Origin of the sequence: Methylobacterium sp. WL1, from assembly GCF_008000895.1 — a bacterium.
Taxonomy (GTDB): Bacteria; Pseudomonadota; Alphaproteobacteria; order Rhizobiales; family Beijerinckiaceae; genus Methylobacterium.
Map to the genome: position 1 here is coordinate 5,173,841 of NZ_CP042823.1, position 17,520 is coordinate 5,191,360.

16 protein-coding genes and 1 pseudogene are annotated in these 17,520 nt (G+C 70.0%); 13 read left to right on the plus strand and 4 right to left on the minus strand.

Going from position 1 to position 17,520, the window contains the following annotated elements; genetic code table 11:
* Nucleotides 1–25 precede the first annotated feature (25 nt).
* The 8 genes and pseudogenes from cysE to FVA80_RS25275 all read left to right on the plus strand — a co-directional run bounded on the left by cysE (nt 26) and on the right by FVA80_RS25275 (nt 10,238).
* On the plus strand, nt 26–871 hold the full coding sequence (gene cysE / locus FVA80_RS25240; protein WP_147908566.1) for a serine O-acetyltransferase: 846 nt from the start codon (nt 26–28) through the stop codon (nt 869–871).
* A gap of 417 nt (nt 872–1,288) precedes the next feature.
* The gene (locus tag FVA80_RS25245) at nt 1,289–2,680 is read left to right on the plus strand and encodes a family 2B encapsulin nanocompartment shell protein (protein ID WP_147908565.1); all 1,392 of its coding nucleotides are present in this window, start codon (nt 1,289–1,291) and stop codon (nt 2,678–2,680) included.
* Nucleotides 2,667–4,694, plus strand: a complete 2,028-nt coding sequence (locus tag FVA80_RS25250) for a family 2A encapsulin nanocompartment cargo protein cysteine desulfurase (protein WP_147908564.1) — start codon at nt 2,667–2,669, stop codon at nt 4,692–4,694. Before FVA80_RS25245 ends, FVA80_RS25250 begins: the two co-directional genes overlap by 14 nt.
* 305 nt (nt 4,695–4,999) lie before the next feature.
* Nucleotides 5,000–6,148, plus strand: coding sequence for an acyl-CoA dehydrogenase (locus FVA80_RS25255; protein WP_147908597.1), 1,149 nt, complete (start codon nt 5,000–5,002; stop codon nt 6,146–6,148).
* Nucleotides 6,149–6,167: 19 nt separating this feature from the next.
* Nucleotides 6,168–7,265, plus strand: a complete 1,098-nt coding sequence (locus FVA80_RS25260) for an LLM class flavin-dependent oxidoreductase (RefSeq protein ID WP_147957893.1) — start codon at nt 6,168–6,170, stop codon at nt 7,263–7,265.
* Nucleotides 7,265–8,269 (plus strand): ABC transporter substrate-binding protein, encoded by a 1,005-nt coding sequence (locus tag FVA80_RS25265; protein ID WP_210249198.1) that lies wholly within the window; start codon nt 7,265–7,267, stop codon nt 8,267–8,269. The genes FVA80_RS25260 and FVA80_RS25265 overlap by 1 nt, the downstream gene beginning before the upstream one ends.
* A 34-nt stretch (nt 8,270–8,303) precedes the next feature.
* Complete coding sequence (locus tag FVA80_RS25270; protein WP_147908562.1) at nt 8,304–8,855, plus strand: cupin domain-containing protein; 552 nt, start codon at nt 8,304–8,306, stop codon at nt 8,853–8,855.
* A gap of 36 nt (nt 8,856–8,891) precedes the next feature.
* Nucleotides 8,892–10,238: pseudogene (locus FVA80_RS25275) on the plus strand (LLM class flavin-dependent oxidoreductase).
* Nucleotides 10,239–10,391: 153 nt separating this feature from the next.
* On the opposite strand, the gene FVA80_RS25280 reads toward FVA80_RS25275, so the two are convergent.
* Nucleotides 10,392–10,799, minus strand: a complete 408-nt coding sequence (locus FVA80_RS25280; protein ID WP_246692133.1) for a DUF6481 family protein — start codon at nt 10,797–10,799, stop codon at nt 10,392–10,394.
* Nucleotides 10,800–10,934: 135 nt separating this feature from the next.
* Nucleotides 10,935–11,144, minus strand: coding sequence for a cold-shock protein (locus tag FVA80_RS25285; protein ID WP_147856337.1), 210 nt, complete (start codon nt 11,142–11,144; stop codon nt 10,935–10,937).
* A gap of 569 nt (nt 11,145–11,713) precedes the next feature.
* Here FVA80_RS25285 and groES point away from each other — a divergent pair.
* The 5 genes from groES to FVA80_RS25310 all read left to right on the plus strand — a co-directional run bounded on the left by groES (nt 11,714) and on the right by FVA80_RS25310 (nt 15,265).
* Nucleotides 11,714–12,001: a co-chaperone GroES gene (gene groES, locus FVA80_RS25290; protein WP_007565402.1), complete on the plus strand. Its 288-nt coding sequence runs from the start codon at nt 11,714–11,716 to the stop codon at nt 11,999–12,001.
* Between the two features lie 207 nt (nt 12,002–12,208).
* Nucleotides 12,209–13,852: a chaperonin GroEL gene (groL, locus tag FVA80_RS25295; protein ID WP_147957894.1), complete on the plus strand. Its 1,644-nt coding sequence runs from the start codon at nt 12,209–12,211 to the stop codon at nt 13,850–13,852.
* Nucleotides 13,853–14,034: 182 nt separating this feature from the next.
* Entirely contained in the window at nt 14,035–14,400 is a 366-nt protein-coding gene (locus tag FVA80_RS25300) for a hypothetical protein (protein WP_246692134.1), read from the plus strand.
* Between the two features lie 130 nt (nt 14,401–14,530).
* Nucleotides 14,531–14,773, plus strand: coding sequence for a DUF6522 family protein (locus FVA80_RS25305; protein WP_147908677.1), 243 nt, complete (start codon nt 14,531–14,533; stop codon nt 14,771–14,773).
* A gap of 123 nt (nt 14,774–14,896) precedes the next feature.
* Nucleotides 14,897–15,265 carry a hypothetical protein gene (locus tag FVA80_RS25310; RefSeq protein WP_147856340.1) on the plus strand — a complete coding sequence of 123 codons (369 nt, stop codon included), beginning with the start codon at nt 14,897–14,899 and terminating at the stop codon, nt 15,263–15,265.
* Between the two features lie 119 nt (nt 15,266–15,384).
* Here FVA80_RS25310 and FVA80_RS25315 read toward each other — a convergent pair whose 3' ends face one another.
* Nucleotides 15,385–15,912 (minus strand): hypothetical protein, encoded by a 528-nt coding sequence (locus tag FVA80_RS25315; protein WP_147908676.1) that lies wholly within the window; start codon nt 15,910–15,912, stop codon nt 15,385–15,387.
* A gap of 284 nt (nt 15,913–16,196) precedes the next feature.
* Nucleotides 16,197–17,426, minus strand: coding sequence for a TAXI family TRAP transporter solute-binding subunit (locus FVA80_RS25320; protein ID WP_246692135.1), 1,230 nt, complete (start codon nt 17,424–17,426; stop codon nt 16,197–16,199).
* Nucleotides 17,427–17,520: the final 94 nt, after the last annotated feature.

Below are 17,520 nucleotides of genomic sequence, written 5' to 3' on the forward strand. Positions count from 1 at the left end.
AGAACCCCTGCAGGATCCGCCGGACGTGACGGTCTCGGCCGCGATCCCGCCGCTGCGTGCCACCAGCCGCAGCAGCCTCGAGGGCGAGCTATGGGCGGAACTGCGCACCGAGGCGGAGGCGGTGCTCGTCGAGGAACCGCTCTATGCCGGGATCGTCCAGGCGACGATCCTGGATCAGCGCAGCCTCGCCCAGGCCTTGGCCTACCGGCTCGCCCACCGCCTGGGCGACGGCGACCTCGCGCGCCTGTCGATGCGCGACCTCTGCCTGTCCGCCTTCGAGGCCGACCCCCATGCCGGGGCCAACGCCGCGCGCGACCTGATCGCCATCCGCGAGCGCGATCCGACCTGCCGGCGCTACCTCGACCCGTTCCTGTTCTACAAGGGCCTGGCGGCGCTCGAAGCCTACCGGGTCGCCCACTGGCTCTGGCACCAGGGCCGCGCGACGCTCGGCCTGCATGTCCAGAGCCGCATCTCGGAGGTGTTCGGCTGCGATATCCACCCGGCCGCCCGGATCGGCTCGGGCGTATTCATCGACCACGCCACCGGGGTCGTGATCGGCGAGACCGCGGTGGTGGCCGACGACGTATCGATCCTCCAGTCGGTCACGCTGGGCGGCAACGGCAAGGAGAGCGGCGACCGGCACCCGAAGGTCGAGCGCGGGGTGCTGCTGAGCGTCGGGGCCAAGGTGCTCGGCAACATCCGCATCGGCGAGGGAGCCAAGGTCGCGGCCGCCGCGGTGGTGCTGCACGACGTGCCGCCACACACCACCGTGGCGGGCGTCCCGGCCCGGGTGGTGTCACGCCTTGCCGCGGGCGCCGAACAGCCGGCGCTGAGCATGGATCAGTCCTTCGGCTTCGGGGACGGGATCTGATCCCGGCCAGAAAAATTTTTCTCTCAGACGAGAATCGCCAATCCTGAAAGATTGGCGTTGCGATGAGAATATAATTCCATAATCTTGAGAATTTGCGCGCCCGTCATTCTACAATCGTAGCGCTACCGGGCGATTCATTCCACGAAGCGTCGGTAAATAAGAAAAATCGTTTCGTTGACCGCGTGTGGAATCAAAGCTTACCTTGGCTTTGCTGGCTCGCTGAAGCAACGGGCAAGTGTCGCGCAGGCCGCTGACTGTGCGGATGCGCTAAAATGAGATCTTCTCAAAGGCGACACGGTCATCCGATCTTGTCGGAATCAACAAAACATTGTGCCCGACCTGCACGTCCTGCGCGGTAGCTCGCCAAGCCGTGGGTCAATGCGGCGCGCCTGCAATCGAGACGAAAGAGGACGAACGATGAGTGGACCGGGTCTGAGCGTGAGCGCCACGGCGGCACGCAATCTTGCGACAGCCACCGTCACGTCGGTCCAGAACGCGGCCAACACGCCGCGCTGGCTCCTCCGGCTCCTGCCCTTCGTGGATGTCGCGGGCGGCGTCTACCGCGTCAACCGGCGCGCCGTCGTGCTGGCCCAGCCCGGCCGCGTCGACCTCGTCACCGAGAACAAGGACCGGACGATCCGCTCCGCCTCGCTGCGGGCGGTGCCGCTGTTCAGCCGCCTGGGTGATGCCGAGCTGGCGAAGATCGCCGAGCGCTTCACCGAGAGCAAGCACAAGGCCGGCAAGATCATCCACGAGGAGGGCGCCGGCACCCGCACCCTGACCGTGGTGGCGGACGGCACGGTCGAGCTGACCTTCTCGGGCCCCTACAAGGGCCGCCTGCGCCAGGGTCTGGCGACCCGGGGCGATTATTTCGGTGACGGCGACCTCCTCGGCGCCGGCGCGCCCGCACCGGCCGTCAAGGCGCTCTCGGCGGTCACCCTGCTGACCCTGGATCCGGACGCCCTCGAGAGCGACGAGATCCGCGCCAAGATCGCGCAATACCGGGAGGAGCAGGAGCGGCTGAAGGGCCATACCAGCTCGCACGGCGAGCAGGGGATCGAGCTGCTGGCGGTCCAGACCGGCGAGCCGCGGCTGCCGACCACCTTCGTCGACTATGAATCGCATCCGCGCGAGTATCACCTGTCGACGATCCAGACGATCCTCAACACCCATACCCGCGTCACCGACCTCTACTCGAACGAGATCGATCAACTCCGCGAGCAGATCCGCCTCACCGTCGACGCGGTGAAGGAGCGCGAGGAGTGGGAGTTGCTCAACAACTCGCAGTTCGGCCTCCTGAACGAGGTCGGCCCGCGTCAGCGCATCCCCACCCGCGGCGGCCCGCCCACCCCTGACGATCTCGACGAGCTCCTGACCCTGGTCTGGAAGAAGCCGGCCTTCTTCGTCGCGCATCCGCGCGCCATCGCGGCCTTCGGCCGGGAGGCCACCCGCCGCGGCGTGCCGCCGGTCGTCGTCCACCTGTTCGGCGCCCCGTTCATCACCTGGCGCGGCGTCCCGCTGGTGCCGAGCGACAAGCTGCCGATCGACATCGATCCGGTCACCGGCGCCGAGACCACCTCGATCCTGCTGCTGCGCGTCGGCGAGGGCGAGCAGGGCGTGGTCGGCCTGCAGAAGTCGGGCGTGACCGGCGAGATCGAGCCCGGCCTGTCGGTGCGCTACATGGGCACCAACGATCACTCGATCGCCTCGCACCTGGTGACCCGCTACTTCTCGGCCGCCGTGCTGGTCGAGGACTCGATCGCCCGCCTCGATAACGTCCTCCTCGGCAACTACCATGACTATGCCTGAGGGACTGGCCTTCGGCCGACCGGAGGCGAGCCCGGCCGAGCTCGCCCACAGCGATCTGATCGGGCGCCTCGCCCGTGAGATCTACCAGCAGGGGCAGGCCGCGAGCCGGCCCCTCGCCCCGACGCTGCCCGCGGGACCGCAGGTCCCGCAGGCCCTCGAAGGCCTGCCTCAGGGACCGGGCGGCGCCCCGGTGCCGAGCGCGGCCACGGGAATCCCCTCGGCTCCGGCCGGGGGGCAACCCTCCGGCCTGCAGCCGGATGCTTCCGCCCTCGGGGCCCGGTCGTTCGGCGGTCCCGCGCTCGGCGTGCCCGGTCTCACCGGCCCGATCGTGCCGAACCTGGCGCCGGCGAGCCCGGCCTTCTTCGACGTCGCCGCGATCCCGCCGGTCCATCCGGCGAGCCCGCGTCCGGTCCTGCCGGATTTCGGGGGCCCGAGCGCGCCGGCGTCCTTCCCAACCGCGCCGGCGGCCTTTCCAAGCGCGCCGGCGGCCTTCCCGGGCGGTCCCGACCTGTACCGGCAGGTCGCCGGGGATCATCCCCGGGCCAAGGCCTTCGCGCACGCGATCGCGCCGCAACTCGTGCCGGCCGACCCGGCGCGGCCGGGCGGCGACGTCGCCCAGGAGAGCTTCGCGCGAACCGGGCACCTGTCCCGGGCGCCCGAGGCGCCGCTGTCCGACTACTACTTCCTGAACGCCGGCCCGGGGCCAGCCCGCAAGGCGCCGGCGAGCCCGCGGGTGGAGCCCGCCCGCTATCCGGGGCCCGCCCCGCGGCTCACCGCGCAGGGGGCGAGCCCCGTGGCGGCACCGTTCGACGTGGAGCATGTCCGGCGGGACTTCCCGGCCCTGCACCAGAGCGTCAACGGCCACCCGCTGGTCTGGCTAGACAACGCCGCAACCACGCACAAGCCGCAGGCCGTGATCGACGCGACCTCGGAGTTCTACGGGCGGCACAACTCGAACATCCACCGGGCCGCCCACACCCTGGCGGCGCGCTCCACGGACCTGTTCGAGGGTGGCCGCGAGGCGGTGCGCCGCTTCCTCAACGCCCCCTCGAAGGACGACATCGTCTTCCTGCGCGGCACCACGGAGGCGATCAACCTCGTCGCCAACTCCTTCGGGCGGGCCAATATCGGCCCGGGCGACGAGATTATCGTCTCGACGATCGAGCACCACGCCAACATCGTGCCGTGGCAGCTCCTGTCCCAGGCGACCGGTGCGACGCTGCGGGTGATCCCGGTCAACGACCGGGGCGAAATCATCTTCGAGCAATACGCGGCCCTGCTCTCGGGCCGGACGAAGATCGTCTCGGTGACCCATGTCGCCAATGCGCTCGGTACCGTGAACCCGGTGCGGGAGATCATCGCGCTGGCCCACGCCTACGGGGTGCCGGTGCTGGTCGATGCGGCGCAATCCTCGCCGCACATGCCGCTCGACGTGCAGGCCCTCGACGCCGACTTCCTGGTCTTCTCCGGCCACAAGGTGTTCGGGCCGACGGGGGTGGGCGCGCTCTACGGCAAGACGCAGCTGCTCGCCGCGATGCCGCCCTGGCAGGGTGGCGGCCACATGATCGAGGACGTCACCTTCACCCGGACCGTCTACAAGGGCGCCCCGGAGAAGTTCGAGGCGGGCACGCCGGACATCGCGGGCGCGGTCGGCCTGGGGGCGGCGCTCGATTATCTGGAGCGGATCGGACTGCCGGCGATCGCCGCCTACGAGCACGACCTTCTGGACTACGCACAGGGCGGTCTCGCCGAAGTGAAGGGCCTGCGCCTGATCGGCACGGCCCGCGAGAAGGCGAGCGTGATGTCCTTCGTGATCGAGGGGCAGGAGAACGAGGCGGTGGCCCACCATCTCGACGCGCACGGCATCGCGGTGCGCTCGGGCCATCACTGCGCCCTCCCGGCCCTGCGCCGGTTCGGGGTCGACCAGTCGGTGCGGGCCTCCCTGGCCTTCTACAACACCAAGTCGGACGTCGACGTGTTCCTGAAGGCGCTGCACAGCCTGCCGCGGCACTGAGTGTTGTCCCGGACCGAAGGCCGGCCGGACCCCGACAGGTCCGGCCGGCCTTTTTTTGGGGGGCGGCGCGTGGGGTCGGATCCAGCACGGCCTGCCACCGGCATGAGCCGACGTGGGATGCGGCTGCGCGGCTTTAACCAGGAAACGCCTTCGATCCACGCGTCGGCGGTAAGCTCTTTCTCGATATCGGCCGGTCGAGGCGAAGACCTGTCCTGCCGCCGCGCAATATTCGAAAAACCCTTTCGTTGACCCGTCGCGGTGCCGGGCGGACGATGGCGGCCCGCTTCGCAGCCCCCCTCGCCTGCATGACCGTCGCCGTCCCGCTCCCCGACATCGTCCGTAGCCTGGCCGAGACCTTCGCGGACCGTGCGGCCGGGCATGACCGCGCCGGCACGTTCCCGCATGACAACATCGCGGCGCTGCGCGCGGCCGGGCTGCTGGCGCTCACCGTGCCGCGGCGGCTGGGCGGCGGCGGCGCCGGACTGGAGCGGGCCGCCGCATCGGTCCGCACCATCGCGGCCGGCGATCCGGCGACCGCCCTGGTGCTGGCGATGCACTGTCTGCAGCACGGGATCATCCATCGGGCGGATTCGGCTTGGCCACGCGCCGTCGCCGAGGCGGTCGGCAGGGCCGCCGTCGAGACCGGGGCGCTAATCAACGCCCTGCGGGTCGAGCCGGAACTGGGCACGCCGGCCCGGGGCGGGGTGCCCGAGACGATCGCCCGGCGCGATGGCAAGGTTTGGCGGATCACCGGGCGGAAGATCTACGCTACCGGCGCGCCGGGGCTCGCCTACGGGGTCGTCTTCGTCCGAACCGACGAAGACGTTCCGCGGATCGGCAACGTGCTGGTGCCGTTCGCAGCGAAGGGCCTTCGCGTCGCGGAGACCTGGGACCATCTCGGCCTGCGGTCTTCGGCGAGCCACGACGTGTTCTTCGAAGATGTGCCGGTCCCGGACGATCACGCGGTCGACCTGCGGCCGCCGGAGGGCTGGCAGCGGCCGGACCCGGCCCAGCAGGCCTGGAGCTGCGGCCTCCTGGCGGCGCTCTACGACGGGGTAGCCGGGGCCGCACAGAATTGGTTCGTCGGCTACCTGCTTGCGCGCAAGCCCGGCAGCCTCGGGGCGCCGCTGGCCAGCCTGCCGCGCTTCCAGGAGGCGGTCGGCGAGAACGCACAGTTGCTTGCCATCAATGCCCGCCTCGTCGCCGGGCTGGCGGCCGAGGTCGATGCCGGCCGGCCGCCGCCGCCGCACGAGGCCGGCTTCGTGAAGCTCACCGTCACCGAGAACGCGATCGCCGTGGTCCAGCGCGCCGTCGAGTTCTGCGGCAACGCCGCCCTGGCGCGGGCGAACCCGCTGGAGCGGCACCTGCGCGACGTCCTGTGCGCGCGCATCCACTGGCCCCAGGCCGACGCGGTACGGGTCGCCGCCGGCAAGGCCGCCCTCGACGTCCGATAACCCGACACGGAGATCTTCCATGAGTCTGCTGCCCCCGGAGGCCGTCGAGTTCATCGGCTTCGTCGCCCCCCGCCACACCTCCGAGATCCACCCGGCCCAAGGTCCGGCGATCGACCGGGACTACCTGAAGCTGCTGGCCCAGGCGCATGAATGGGGCGGGTTCGACCGGGTGCTGATGGCGTTCCATGCGACGGCGCCGGACGCCCTGCTGCTCGCCGGACACGTCGCCGCCGTGACGGAGCGCCTGGGATTGATGATCGCCCACCGGACCGGCTTCACGGCGCCGACCGTGGCGGCCCGGCAATTCGCGACCCTCGACCAGCTCACCGGCGGCCGGGTCGCGATCCACGTGATCAGCGGCGGCGACGACCGGGAGCTGGCCCAGGACGGCGACCACCTCACCAAGGACGAGCGCTACGCCCGCACGGCCGAGTTCCTGGACATCGCCCGACAGAGCTGGACCGCCACCGCGCCGTTCGACTACGCGGGTACGTTCTACCGGGTGGAGCGGGGCTTCTCCGAGGTGAAGCCGGTCGACGCCATTCCGGTCTATTTCGGCGGCGCCTCGCCGGCGGCCTTGGCGGTGGCCGGCCGGCACGCCGACACCTACGCCCTGTGGGGCGAGACCCAGGCCCAGGTCCGGGACCTGATCGGGCGCGTCCGGGAGGCCGCCGCGCCGCACGGGCGCCACCCGCGCTTCAGCCTGTCGGTCCGGCCGATCCTGGCCGAGACGGAGGCGCGCGCCTGGGCCCGGGCGGAGGACATCCTGACCTGGACCCGCGCCGCCCGGGCGGCCAGGGGAGTCGGCCCCGCCGCCGCGCCGCAGAACGAGGGCTCGCGCCGGCTGCTCGCGGCGGCCGCCGCCGGTGCGCGCCTCGACACGCGGCTGTTCACCGCCATCGCGGCCGAGACCGGGGCGGCGGGCAATTCCACCGCCCTGGTCGGCACGCCCGAGCAGGTCGCCGAGGCGCTGCTCGCTTATCACGACCTCGGAATCCGCACCTTCCTGATCCGCGGCTTCGATCCCCTGGAGGACGCGATCCAGTACGGCCGGGACCTGCTGCCGGCGTTCAAGGCGGCGCTGGCAGCCCGCGGCAGCGCCGCCGAGGCCGCCTGATGCGCGCCGCGTTGTCTTCGGGGCTCGCCCTCCTGCTTCTGGCCCTCCTGCTTCTGGCCCACTTGGTCGTTACGCCGGCCCGGGCGGAGGACGTGCTGCGGGTGGGCGACCAGCGCGGCAACGCCCGCGCCCTGATGGAGGCGGCCGGCGTGCTCGACGGCCTGCCCTACAGGCTGGAATGGAGCGAGTTCCCGGCCGCCGCGCCCCTGCTGGAGGCGCTCAACGCCGGGGCGATCGATGCCGGCGGCGTCGGCGACGCGCCCTTCACCTTCGCGGCCGCCGCCGGGGCGCCCGTGAAGGCGTTCATGGCGTTCCGCAACCGGCAGGACGGGCTGGCGATCCTGGTGGCGCGGGATTCGCCGATCCGCACCGTGGCGGATCTCAAGGGCAAGCGCATCGCCACCAACCGCGGCTCGATCGGGCACCAGGTCGTCCTGGCGGCCCTGGAGGAGGCTGGGCTGCCGTCGGACGGCGTCGTGTTCAGCTTCCTGCCACCGGCCGACGCCAAGATCGCCCTCGCGTCCGGGTCCGTGGATGCCTGGGCGACCTGGGAGCCCTACACCTCGGCGGCCGAACTCGCCGGCCTGGCCCGGGTGGTCCGGGACGGCAACGGCATCACCCCGGGCCTGACCTTCACGGTGGCGCGCGACAGCGCCCTGGCGGCCAAGCGGCCGCTGCTCGCCGACTTCGCCGCGCGCCTCGCGAAGGCCCGGGCCTGGGCGCTCGAGGACCCGGCGCCCTACGCGGCGGTGTGGTCGAAGCTGATCGGCCTGCCGGAGGCGGTGCCTTTGCGCTGGTTCAGCCGGGCCGGCTACCGGACCGTGCCGATCGATGCCGACGTGATCGCCGACGAGCAGCGCACCATCGAGCTCTACGTCCGCGCCGGCCTGATCCCGAAGGCCCGCGCGCCACGGGCGGCGGCGATCTTCGACACGGGGTTTTCCCAAGCCCCATCCCAGGGTCTCACCCCAGGCCTGTCGAAAGTCCCGGTCGCGGTGCAATGATGAGGGGCGGTTCCCCGGATCAGAGGTCCTGACGATGCATGACACCGGCGACGACCACACCCACAGCCATGCCCACGAGGACGGCCAAAATCACAACCATGATCACGATCATCCCGCAGGGGAGGGGGCGGCGCGCTGGAAGCATGACGGCGTGCGCGTGATCCCGGGCGACCAGCTCGACAGCAACACGGCGCAGACCCCCGGCATGTTCCGGCAGGCGGCGGTCAACGCCGCCCGGGTCGGCGCCCAGAAGATCTGGGCCGGCACGGTGGCGATCCAGCCCGACGCCAAGACCGGCGTGCACCATCACGGCGCCCTGGAAAGCGTGATCTACGTGGTCTCCGGCCGCGCCCGGATGCGCTGGGGCGAGCGGCTCGAATACGTGGCCGAGGCCGGGCCGGGGGACTTCATCTTCGTGCCGCCTTTCGTGCCGCACCAGGAGATCAACGCCTCCACGGACGAGCCCCTGCACTGCGTGCTGGTGCGCTCGGACAACGAGGCCGTGGTGGTCAACATCCCGGATGTCGAGCCGGTGGAGCGGCCCGAATCCGTCCACTGGGTCGATCCGATCCACAAGCACCCGTGAGCCGCCGCGGAGCGCAGCCGTGAGTGGAGCGCAGACATGAGTCGAGGCCGCCAGCTGCATCTCGGCGCGTTCATGCGCCCGGTGGGGATCCACACGGCGTGGTGGCGCTATCCGGGCGGCTACCCGGACGCGAACTTCAACTTCGAGCATCTGGCGCACTTCGCCCGGCGGCTGGAGGCGGCGAAGTTCGACGCCTTCTTCATGGCCGACCACCTGGCGGTGATGAACATGCCGATGGCGGCCCTGCGCCGCTCGGCCACCGTGACCTCGTTCGATCCGCTGACGCTGTTGCCGGCCTTGGCCGTCCTCACGTCGCGGATCGGCCTGATCGCCACGGCCTCGACCACCTACAACGAGCCCTATCATGTGGCCCGGAAGTTCGCCTCGCTCGACCACATCTCCAAGGGCCGCGGGGGCTGGAACCTCGTCACCTCGGGCAACCCGGACGAGGCCCTGAATTTCGGCCGCGACGCGCATCTCGACCATGCCGTGCGCTACGCCCGGGCGCGCGAGTTCTACGACGTGGTCACCGGCCTGTGGGATTCCTGGGCCGACGACGCCTTCCGGATGGATCCGGAGAGCGGCCTGTTCTTCGATGCCGACAAGCTGCACGTCCTCGACCACCGGGGCGCGTTCCTGACGGTGAAGGGCCCGCTCAACATCGCCCGGCCGGTCCAGGGCTGGCCGGTGATCGTTCAGGCCGGCGCCTCGGAGGCGGGACGGCAGATCGCGGCCGAGACCGCCGAGATGGTGTTCGGCGCGAGCCCGACCCTGGAGGCCGCGCAGGCCTACTACGCCGACGTGAAGGGCCGGATGCCGGCGCTCGGGCGCGATCCCGACCACCTGAAGATCCTGCCCGGCGCCCTGGTGGTCCTGGGCGAGACCGAGGCCGAGGCGCAGGCCAAGCGGGCGCGCCTCGACGACCTCGTCCATCCCGACAGCGGGCTCGCCAACCTGTCGGTGCGGCTCGGGGTCGACGCCTCCGGGTTCGATCTCGACGCGCCCCTGCCCGAGATCCCCGCGACCAACGCCAGCAAGACCAGCCAGGCCCAGATTCTCGATGAGGCCCGCCGGACCGGCGCCACCGTGCGCGACCTCGCCCGCAAGGTCGGCGCCTATGCCGGGCTTTAGTTCGTCGGGACGCCCGCGCAGGTCGCGGACCGGATGGAGGAATGGCTGGAGAGCCGCGGGTGCGACGGCTTCAACGTCATGTTCCCGTTCGTGCCCGAGGGGCTCGACGACGTGGTCGACCGGCTCGTGCCGGAACTGCAACGGCGCGGCCTGTTCCGGCGCGACTACGCCGGCACGACCCTGCGCGACCATCTCGGCCTGCCGCGCCCGCCGAACCGGTTCTTCGCGTCGGACGAGACGAGGCGCGCGTGACTGAGAAGGGTGGGCCGGTTTGCGAACGGTTCGAGATCTGCGCGCCTACCCAAGGCGCCACTCCGTCATTCCGGGCTCCGCGTCGCGGCCCCGGAATGACACGGTGATTCCGGGGGAAAGCCTGGACAGACGGCTTTCGCAGGAAACGATGCGTTACCGCTTCACCTTGGCCTTGCGGGCGGCGAAGCGGGCATCGCGGGTCGCCTTCTGCTCGGCGGCGAGGGCGGCCTGGCGCTCGACCTTCTCGGCGGCCTGACGGACGATCTCGGCCGCTGCGCGCTCCTGTTCGGCAAGGGCTTCGGCGGCGCGGACCGCCTCGGCGGCGGCGCGGGCGGCCTCCCGCTCGCTCACCCGCACTTCGCGGGCCTCGACGACGGCCTGGCGTTCAGCCTGCCGGGCGAGGACGGCCGGATCGTCCGCCGCGGGCCGTGCACGGAACTGGGCCAGCCGCTCTTCCTTGGCTTTCGCGCCGGCCTCGAGACGATCGGACAGCTGCGTTTCTTTGAATTGACCCACGGATACTCCTCGCGCGCTTCGCAGCGCCGGTGGCGAGAGCATCATCCCGAAAGCGTATCGGAGACCGATGATGCCCGATCAAGAGCCCGAAACGGCATCACGGATGCCGGTCCAGAAACAGAAGAAGCCGCTCCACACAGGGAACGGCTTCGAAACGCGTCCTCTGGTGAGGCGCTCGGTTCAGGCGGCCTGGAGGCTGCCGGCGGACTGCTTGCCGCTGCGACGGTCGGTTTCCAGCTCGAAGGAGAGCTTCTGGCCCTCGATCAGGTTGCGCATGCCGGCGCGCTCGACAGCCGAGATGTGCACGAACACGTCCTTGCCGCCGTCGTCAGGCTGGATGAAGCCGAAGCCCTTGGTCTCGTTGAACCACTTAACGGTGCCGATGGTCATAAATATTCCAACTGCTTTAGAGCATGATGCGATCGACCAGCATTCCGGCCGACCAAAATCATCATACGGTAACAAAGATCCAGTGTTTGCTGCTGATGCGCTGCACGGGCAGCGAACGCTGGACGATCGAATGGGTCGAGCGCACGCCGTGCATGCGCTCATCCGCGAGTCGTCGAAAATGGGAGAGATGCAGAGCGCTCGCCCTGTTGTGGCGAGACGGCCGAATATCTGGCCTCAAATCGATCCGTGATCTCTAGCGCATCGCCGGGATAATCACAATCCCGAAATAGGCCGCGGAGAAAAACCGTCTGGCGTGCCGGCGAAATCGCGGGTTCTTGCGATGTTGTTTTGGTGTGCGACTTTCAATATTCCAGGCCGCCCGTGCAGGCTCAGCCGCTTCGGAGGGCCGCGATCGAGCCCGGCGGCTTCGAAGCGCGTTAGCACTCTCGCCGATTGAGTGCTAAGAGATCCACACCCGGCGCGGATGATTCGGTCCGCCGCCGCCTTTCCCGTCCGGGCTCCGTCATGCCGACGCGAGACCCGCAGGCGGGACGACCAGGACGCCACACATGAAGTTTCGCCCGCTGCACGACCGCGTGGTGCTACGCCGCATCGAGGGCGAGGAGAAGACCAAGGGCGGGATCATCATCCCCGACACCGTCAAGGAGAAGCCCCAGGAGGGCGAGGTCGTCGCCGTCGGACCCGGTGCCCGGGACGAGGCCGGCAAGATCAATCCCCTGGAAGTGAAGCCCGGTGATCGCGTGCTGTTCGGCAAGTGGTCCGGCACCGAGGTCAAGATCGACGGCCAGGACCTTCTGATCATGAAGGAATCCGACATCATGGGCGTCGTCGCCTAGAGTCGTACCGGATCGCGCCGTCCCTGATCGCACTGCAATCGGGTACGGCACTCAGTCCTAGATTCGACGCGCCCGCGAACGCCGAACCGGTACCCGTTTCAGCAGCCGGCGCTCTGAGGGCGTCCGCTCCCGCAGATGCTGCCCAAGCCCTTCGAGGCGCCCGCTCCGGCGCGCCTCGGGGCCGAACGACAACAGAAGAGATTGTCCATGTCAGCCAAAGACGTCCGTTTTTCCGTCGACGCCCGCGAGAAGATGCTGCGCGGCGTCGAGCTGCTCGCCAGCGCGGTGAAGGTGACGCTCGGCCCGAAGGGCCGGAACGTCGTGATCGAGAAGAGCTTCGGCGCCCCGCGCATCACCAAGGACGGCGTCACCGTCGCCAAGGAGATCGAACTCGCCGACAAGTTCGAGAACATGGGCGCCCAGATGGTGCGCGAAGTGGCCTCGAAGTCGAGCGACATCGCGGGTGACGGCACCACCACCGCCACCGTGCTGGCCGCCTCCATCGTCCGCGAGGGCGTGAAGTACGTCGCCGCCGGCATGAACCCGATGGACCTGAAGCGCGGCATCGACCTCGCGGTCGCCGCGGTCGTGAAGGACATCAGCGAGCGCTCCCGCAAGGTCGCCTCCTCGGAGGAGATCGCCCAGGTCGGCACGATCTCCGCCAACGGCGACAAGGAGATCGGCGAGATGATCGCCCACGCCATGCAGAAGGTGGGCAACGAGGGCGTGATCACGGTCGAGGAGGCCAAGACGGCCGAGACCGAGCTCGACGTCGTCGAGGGCATGCAGTTCGACCGCGGCTACCTGTCCCCGTACTTCATCACGAACGCGGAGAAGATGGTCGCCGAGCTCGAGGATCCCTACATCCTGATCCACGAGAAGAAGCTGTCGTCGCTGCAGGCGATGCTGCCGGTGCTCGAGGCCGTGGTGCAGACCGGCAAGCCGCTGCTGATCATCGCCGAGGACATCGAGGGCGAGGCGCTGGCCACCCTCGTGGTGAACAAGCTGCGCGGTGGCCTGAAGGTCGCGGCCGTGAAGGCGCCGGGCTTCGGTGACCGCCGCAAGGCGATGCTCGAAGACATCGCGATCCTGACCAAGGGCCAGATGATCGCCGAGGACCTCGGCATCAAGCTCGAGAACGTGACGCTCGACATGCTCGGCCGCGCCAAGCGGGTGCGCATCGAGAAGGAGAACACCACGATCATCGACGGCGTCGGCGAGAAGACCGACATCGAGGGCCGAATCTCGCAGATCAAGGCGCAGATCGAGGAGACCACCTCGGACTACGATCGCGAGAAGCTGCAGGAGCGCCTGGCCAAGCTCGCGGGCGGCGTCGCGGTGATCCGCGTCGGCGGTTCGACCGAGGTCGAGGTCAAGGAGAAGAAGGACCGCGTCGACGACGCCCTCCACGCCACCCGCGCGGCTGTCGAGGAAGGCATCGTCCCGGGCGGCGGCACCGCGCTGCTGCGCGCCAAGAAGGCCGCCCAGGGCCTCACCAGCGACAACCCCGACGTCCAGGCCGGCATCAAGATCGTGCTGAAGGCGCTCGAGGCCCCGATCCGTCAGATCGCCTCGAACTCGGGCGTCGAAGGCTCGATCGTGGTGGGCAAGATCCTGGCCAACGCCTCGGAGACCTACGGCTTCAACGCCCAGACCGAGGAGTATGTCGACATGCTCCAGGCCGGCATCGTCGATCCGTCCAAGGTCGTCCGGGCGGCGCTCCAGGGTGCGGCTTCCGTGGCCGGCCTGCTGGTCACCACCGAGGCGATGATCTCCGAGCTGCCGCGCAAGGAAGCCCCGGCCATGCCGGGCGGCGGCGGTATGGGCGGCATGGGCGGCATGGACTTCTAAGCCGGCTCCAGACCTCGACACGACGACCCGGCGCGGGCGCCTTTCACGGCCGCGCCGGGTCGTCATCTGTAAGCCGGCCCGGATCATCGATCCGGGCCGGCGCCGTCCGCAACGGCGACTCCGTCCACACCGCACCAAGCGGGCCGATGCGGGTTGTCCCTGGTGCCGGTCGGGAGATTTCGATGCGCGTGCAGACCCTTCGGGACGGGATCGTCCTGGCCCTCCGCCCGCCGCTCGCCCCCTGCGTCGTCGTCCTGGCGCTGGTGACGACTGTCCTCCTGGCGGCGCCCGCCCCGGCCCGGGCCTGGGGCGTTCCCGGTTGCAGCAACCTTCCCGAATACAATCGCGCGCTCGGCGCTCTCCAGGGCATGACCAGCGCCTGCGACATGAGCGTCGCGCGTGCGCGCGAAGTCATCGCGGAGCATGACGGCGTCCCGGTGGTCGTGCCGCAGGCAGCGCCGCCGCCCCGGGTCCAGGTCCGGCGCCACCCGGCCCGGCCCCATCACAGGATACCGCGCAAGCGCCGCAATACGGCCCGCGCCTCCTGAGCCGCACCGTCGTCGTCCCGAAAACCCGGCGCCCCCTTCGGGATGATGCTCCGGCTGCGCTAAAGTCCGACGGCGGCGTCGTTGGCAGCCGGCTCTGTCCCGCTTTCCGTGGGGATGAAGGATACGCTCCGTGCGGCTCGATCTCGGTCACAAAGGCGATTGGATCGTCGATCCCCGCGAACTCGCGTCGCGTCTGGGCGTCACCATGGCCGTGCTCAAGCAGCAGGAACGCCTCGGCCAGGTCGAGGCCCGCATCAAGCCCGGTTCGGGCGCGGAGGCGGATCAGACCCGCGTGACGGTTCGCCTGCTCGACAAGGGCTGGCGGGGCATCTTCGATGGGAGCGGGGCGCTCATCGCCGAGGAGCGATGGTGACGGGCCGCCCGGAGCGGTTCGTGGCCGGGCAAAAGGTCATCGCGGCCAAGAAAGCCGCGGCGCCGGGACAATGCGTGGTACAGACCTGAAGAGATTCCGCCGCTGCTCTCGCCGAGGACCGACATGAACGCCTTCAGATGGCTTATGGCCAAGGTTATCGGCTTCCTGTTCTCGCAGACGATCGACCACAAGAACCGCAAAGCTGCTGCCGACAAGGAGGGCGGGACCTACGATGCGGCCCCGGCTTATCAGTCATCCGGGTTCGAAAGTGATTATCATGCAGCGACCAACCTGCTGAAACAGCGGATGGACAAGAACTTTCCCGATAATTTTCACGCCCGGCTGGGGTCGCAGGCCAACAGCATGTACGATTACGGCGAGGACCGTGCGGAGGCCGTCGACACGGCCTCGACCGCGATCGCGATGGCGCTCCGGAACGGTGCGACCGTCAGCCAGGCCGCGGAGGCCGGCGCAGCCAGCGTCGGCATCTGAGGACGTCCGGACGGCTGCGCGCCGCCCGATACCGTCTGCAAGAGGGTCGTAACCGGGGGAGAGACGCCGCGGGGCTTCGGGGGCTCCGCAGCGTTACCGCGGGGCGGCCTCGGATCCCATCACCAGAGATTGCGCGGCAACCGTCGCTTCCAGCGCTCGCCGGCCTTGAGGGTGTCGCCCTGCCGGGAAAGCCGGATCGGGCGCGTCGGCATCGCGGCCGGCTGGCTCACGACCGCGACCGGCGGCGGGGCGAGAACAGGCCGCGCCACCGCGACGACCGGCGTCTGCGCCCGCTTGGACGGCACCTTCGAAGCCGGCTTCGAAACGGCCTTGGCACGGCGCACCCGTGGCAGGCGCTCGACCGATGGGGCTTCGTCCGCCGCGTCGGCCTCGGGCTCGCTCGCCGTCGCGAACATCGGCACGAGGCTCGGCAGCACCCGGCGGGCCGGGGTCTCGGCCGGCACCGGCTCGACAGGAACGGCGGGCGCGAATGCGGCCTCGGCCGGCTTGTCGGCGGTGTCCGGCGGAATGTCCCACCACTGGTCGGGATTGTCGCGGTGCCGCGTCGTCGTATCGACCAGCGCGACGCGGGAGGTGCGGGTATGCTTGACTTCGACCGTGAACGGCCGCGCGCTCCGGCGCTTCATGTGGGCGGAATTCCTGAGACTAACGTGCCCGGCGGCGCAAAATGTGCCGGCAACGTTCAAGCATCATACGGGACTGAACCGCGCGTTGTCGAGCGCGGAGATCAACAATCCTGTTCGTGCAGCATAGGCTTTCGGGATGACCTCAAGTGCCGCGGCTCCATAGCACAGTCGAAGTACTGCCTTCTGCGCTTCACGGTTGTGGCGGCGGTGCCGATTTGGGCCGACCGGGTTCGCGCGTCGCCAACCCGGGACCGGCGGCCGAGCCGGCGTCGAAGCCGGGCCGTTCAAGGCTGGTGCGTCTCTCGCGCCGCGCGCCTGCGCCTCTGGACGGCCTCGCGGACATGCGTGACCAGCAGGGCGACGAGGCGCATCTCGACGCTCTCCGTCCGCCCGTGCGCCTCCGACCGGATCGCCTCGGCGGCGAGCGCGTCGGCCTCCCGCTCCAGCCGTTCGAGATCGGCGGGCTCGGCGCCCGACACGGACAGCCAGATCTCCAGGAGGCGCATGACCCGGGTCGGCGGCCGCCGCGGCCGGAAGCGGCGATACAGGCCGATGCCCGCCGCGCTCAGCGAGGCCGCCGCGCTGATCATCAGCCCGAGCCAGTAGGCCCCGTTCTGGGCCTGATCCGCCAGGCTCGGCTGGTTTCCGGTCAGGTAGGAAGCGGCACCCGGATGGATGGGGAGCGCCTGGACCTTGTCGTCGGTGTCGGGCGCCTCGATGCCGGCCAGGTCGTCGTCGAGCGCCACGAGCCGCGGCTTGCCGGTCAGGACCTCGCGGGTGATCTCGCCGGCGAGCCAGTCGGGCATCGCGCCCCTGGCGACGAGCCGGTGGCTGACCGACAGGGTGGTGATGTCGTCGCCCGGCGCCGGCAGGGAGCCCAGGAAGGCGCCCTTGGGCACGTCGATCGTGTCGAGTACGGGATGCTCCTTGGCGATCGCCGCCGCCTCGTCGACCTCGAACAGCTTCACCGCCCCGGAGCCTTTGCGCAGCGCCGTGAACAGCGGCAGCCACAGCGCGCTGCCGACCGGGGCCACGACGAACATCGAACCGATCTGCCGGGTGCGGGCGGCCTCGGCCAGCTGGTCCAGGCTCAGGATCCTGCGATGCACGCTGCCCAGCGGCACGCCGAAATGGGTCAGGATCAGGTCGAGCAGCCGCGGATCGAGCTTTCGCCCGTCGAGGAGTCCGACCGTGCTGCCGCGCAGCTTGGCCACGCTGTCGACGGCGCTGCCGCCGGGCGCGACGAACACCACGGCGTCTCGGCGCAGGATGACCAGGGTCTGTCCGTCCTTCGGGGCGGCATCGCTGCGCACCAGGGCGAGCTGGGTCTTGCCCCGGTCCAGGGCCTCCGCTGCCCCGAGGCGGTCCGGCTCGAAGATCGTCCGGATGCGGACCCGCGGATGCCGGGTCTCGAAGAGCTGCGTCAGCGCCTGGGCCGCCTCTCGATCCTCCGTGCTGGTCTTCGCGACCGCGATGTCGAGGGCGAGCAGGCCGAGCAGCAGGTGGACCAGCACGGCAACGATCGCGGCGCACGCGATGACGCTTAGGGCGATGAGTGTCGTCTTGGACCGCCCGATCATCCGTGCCGCGCTGCCTGCCGAGCCGACA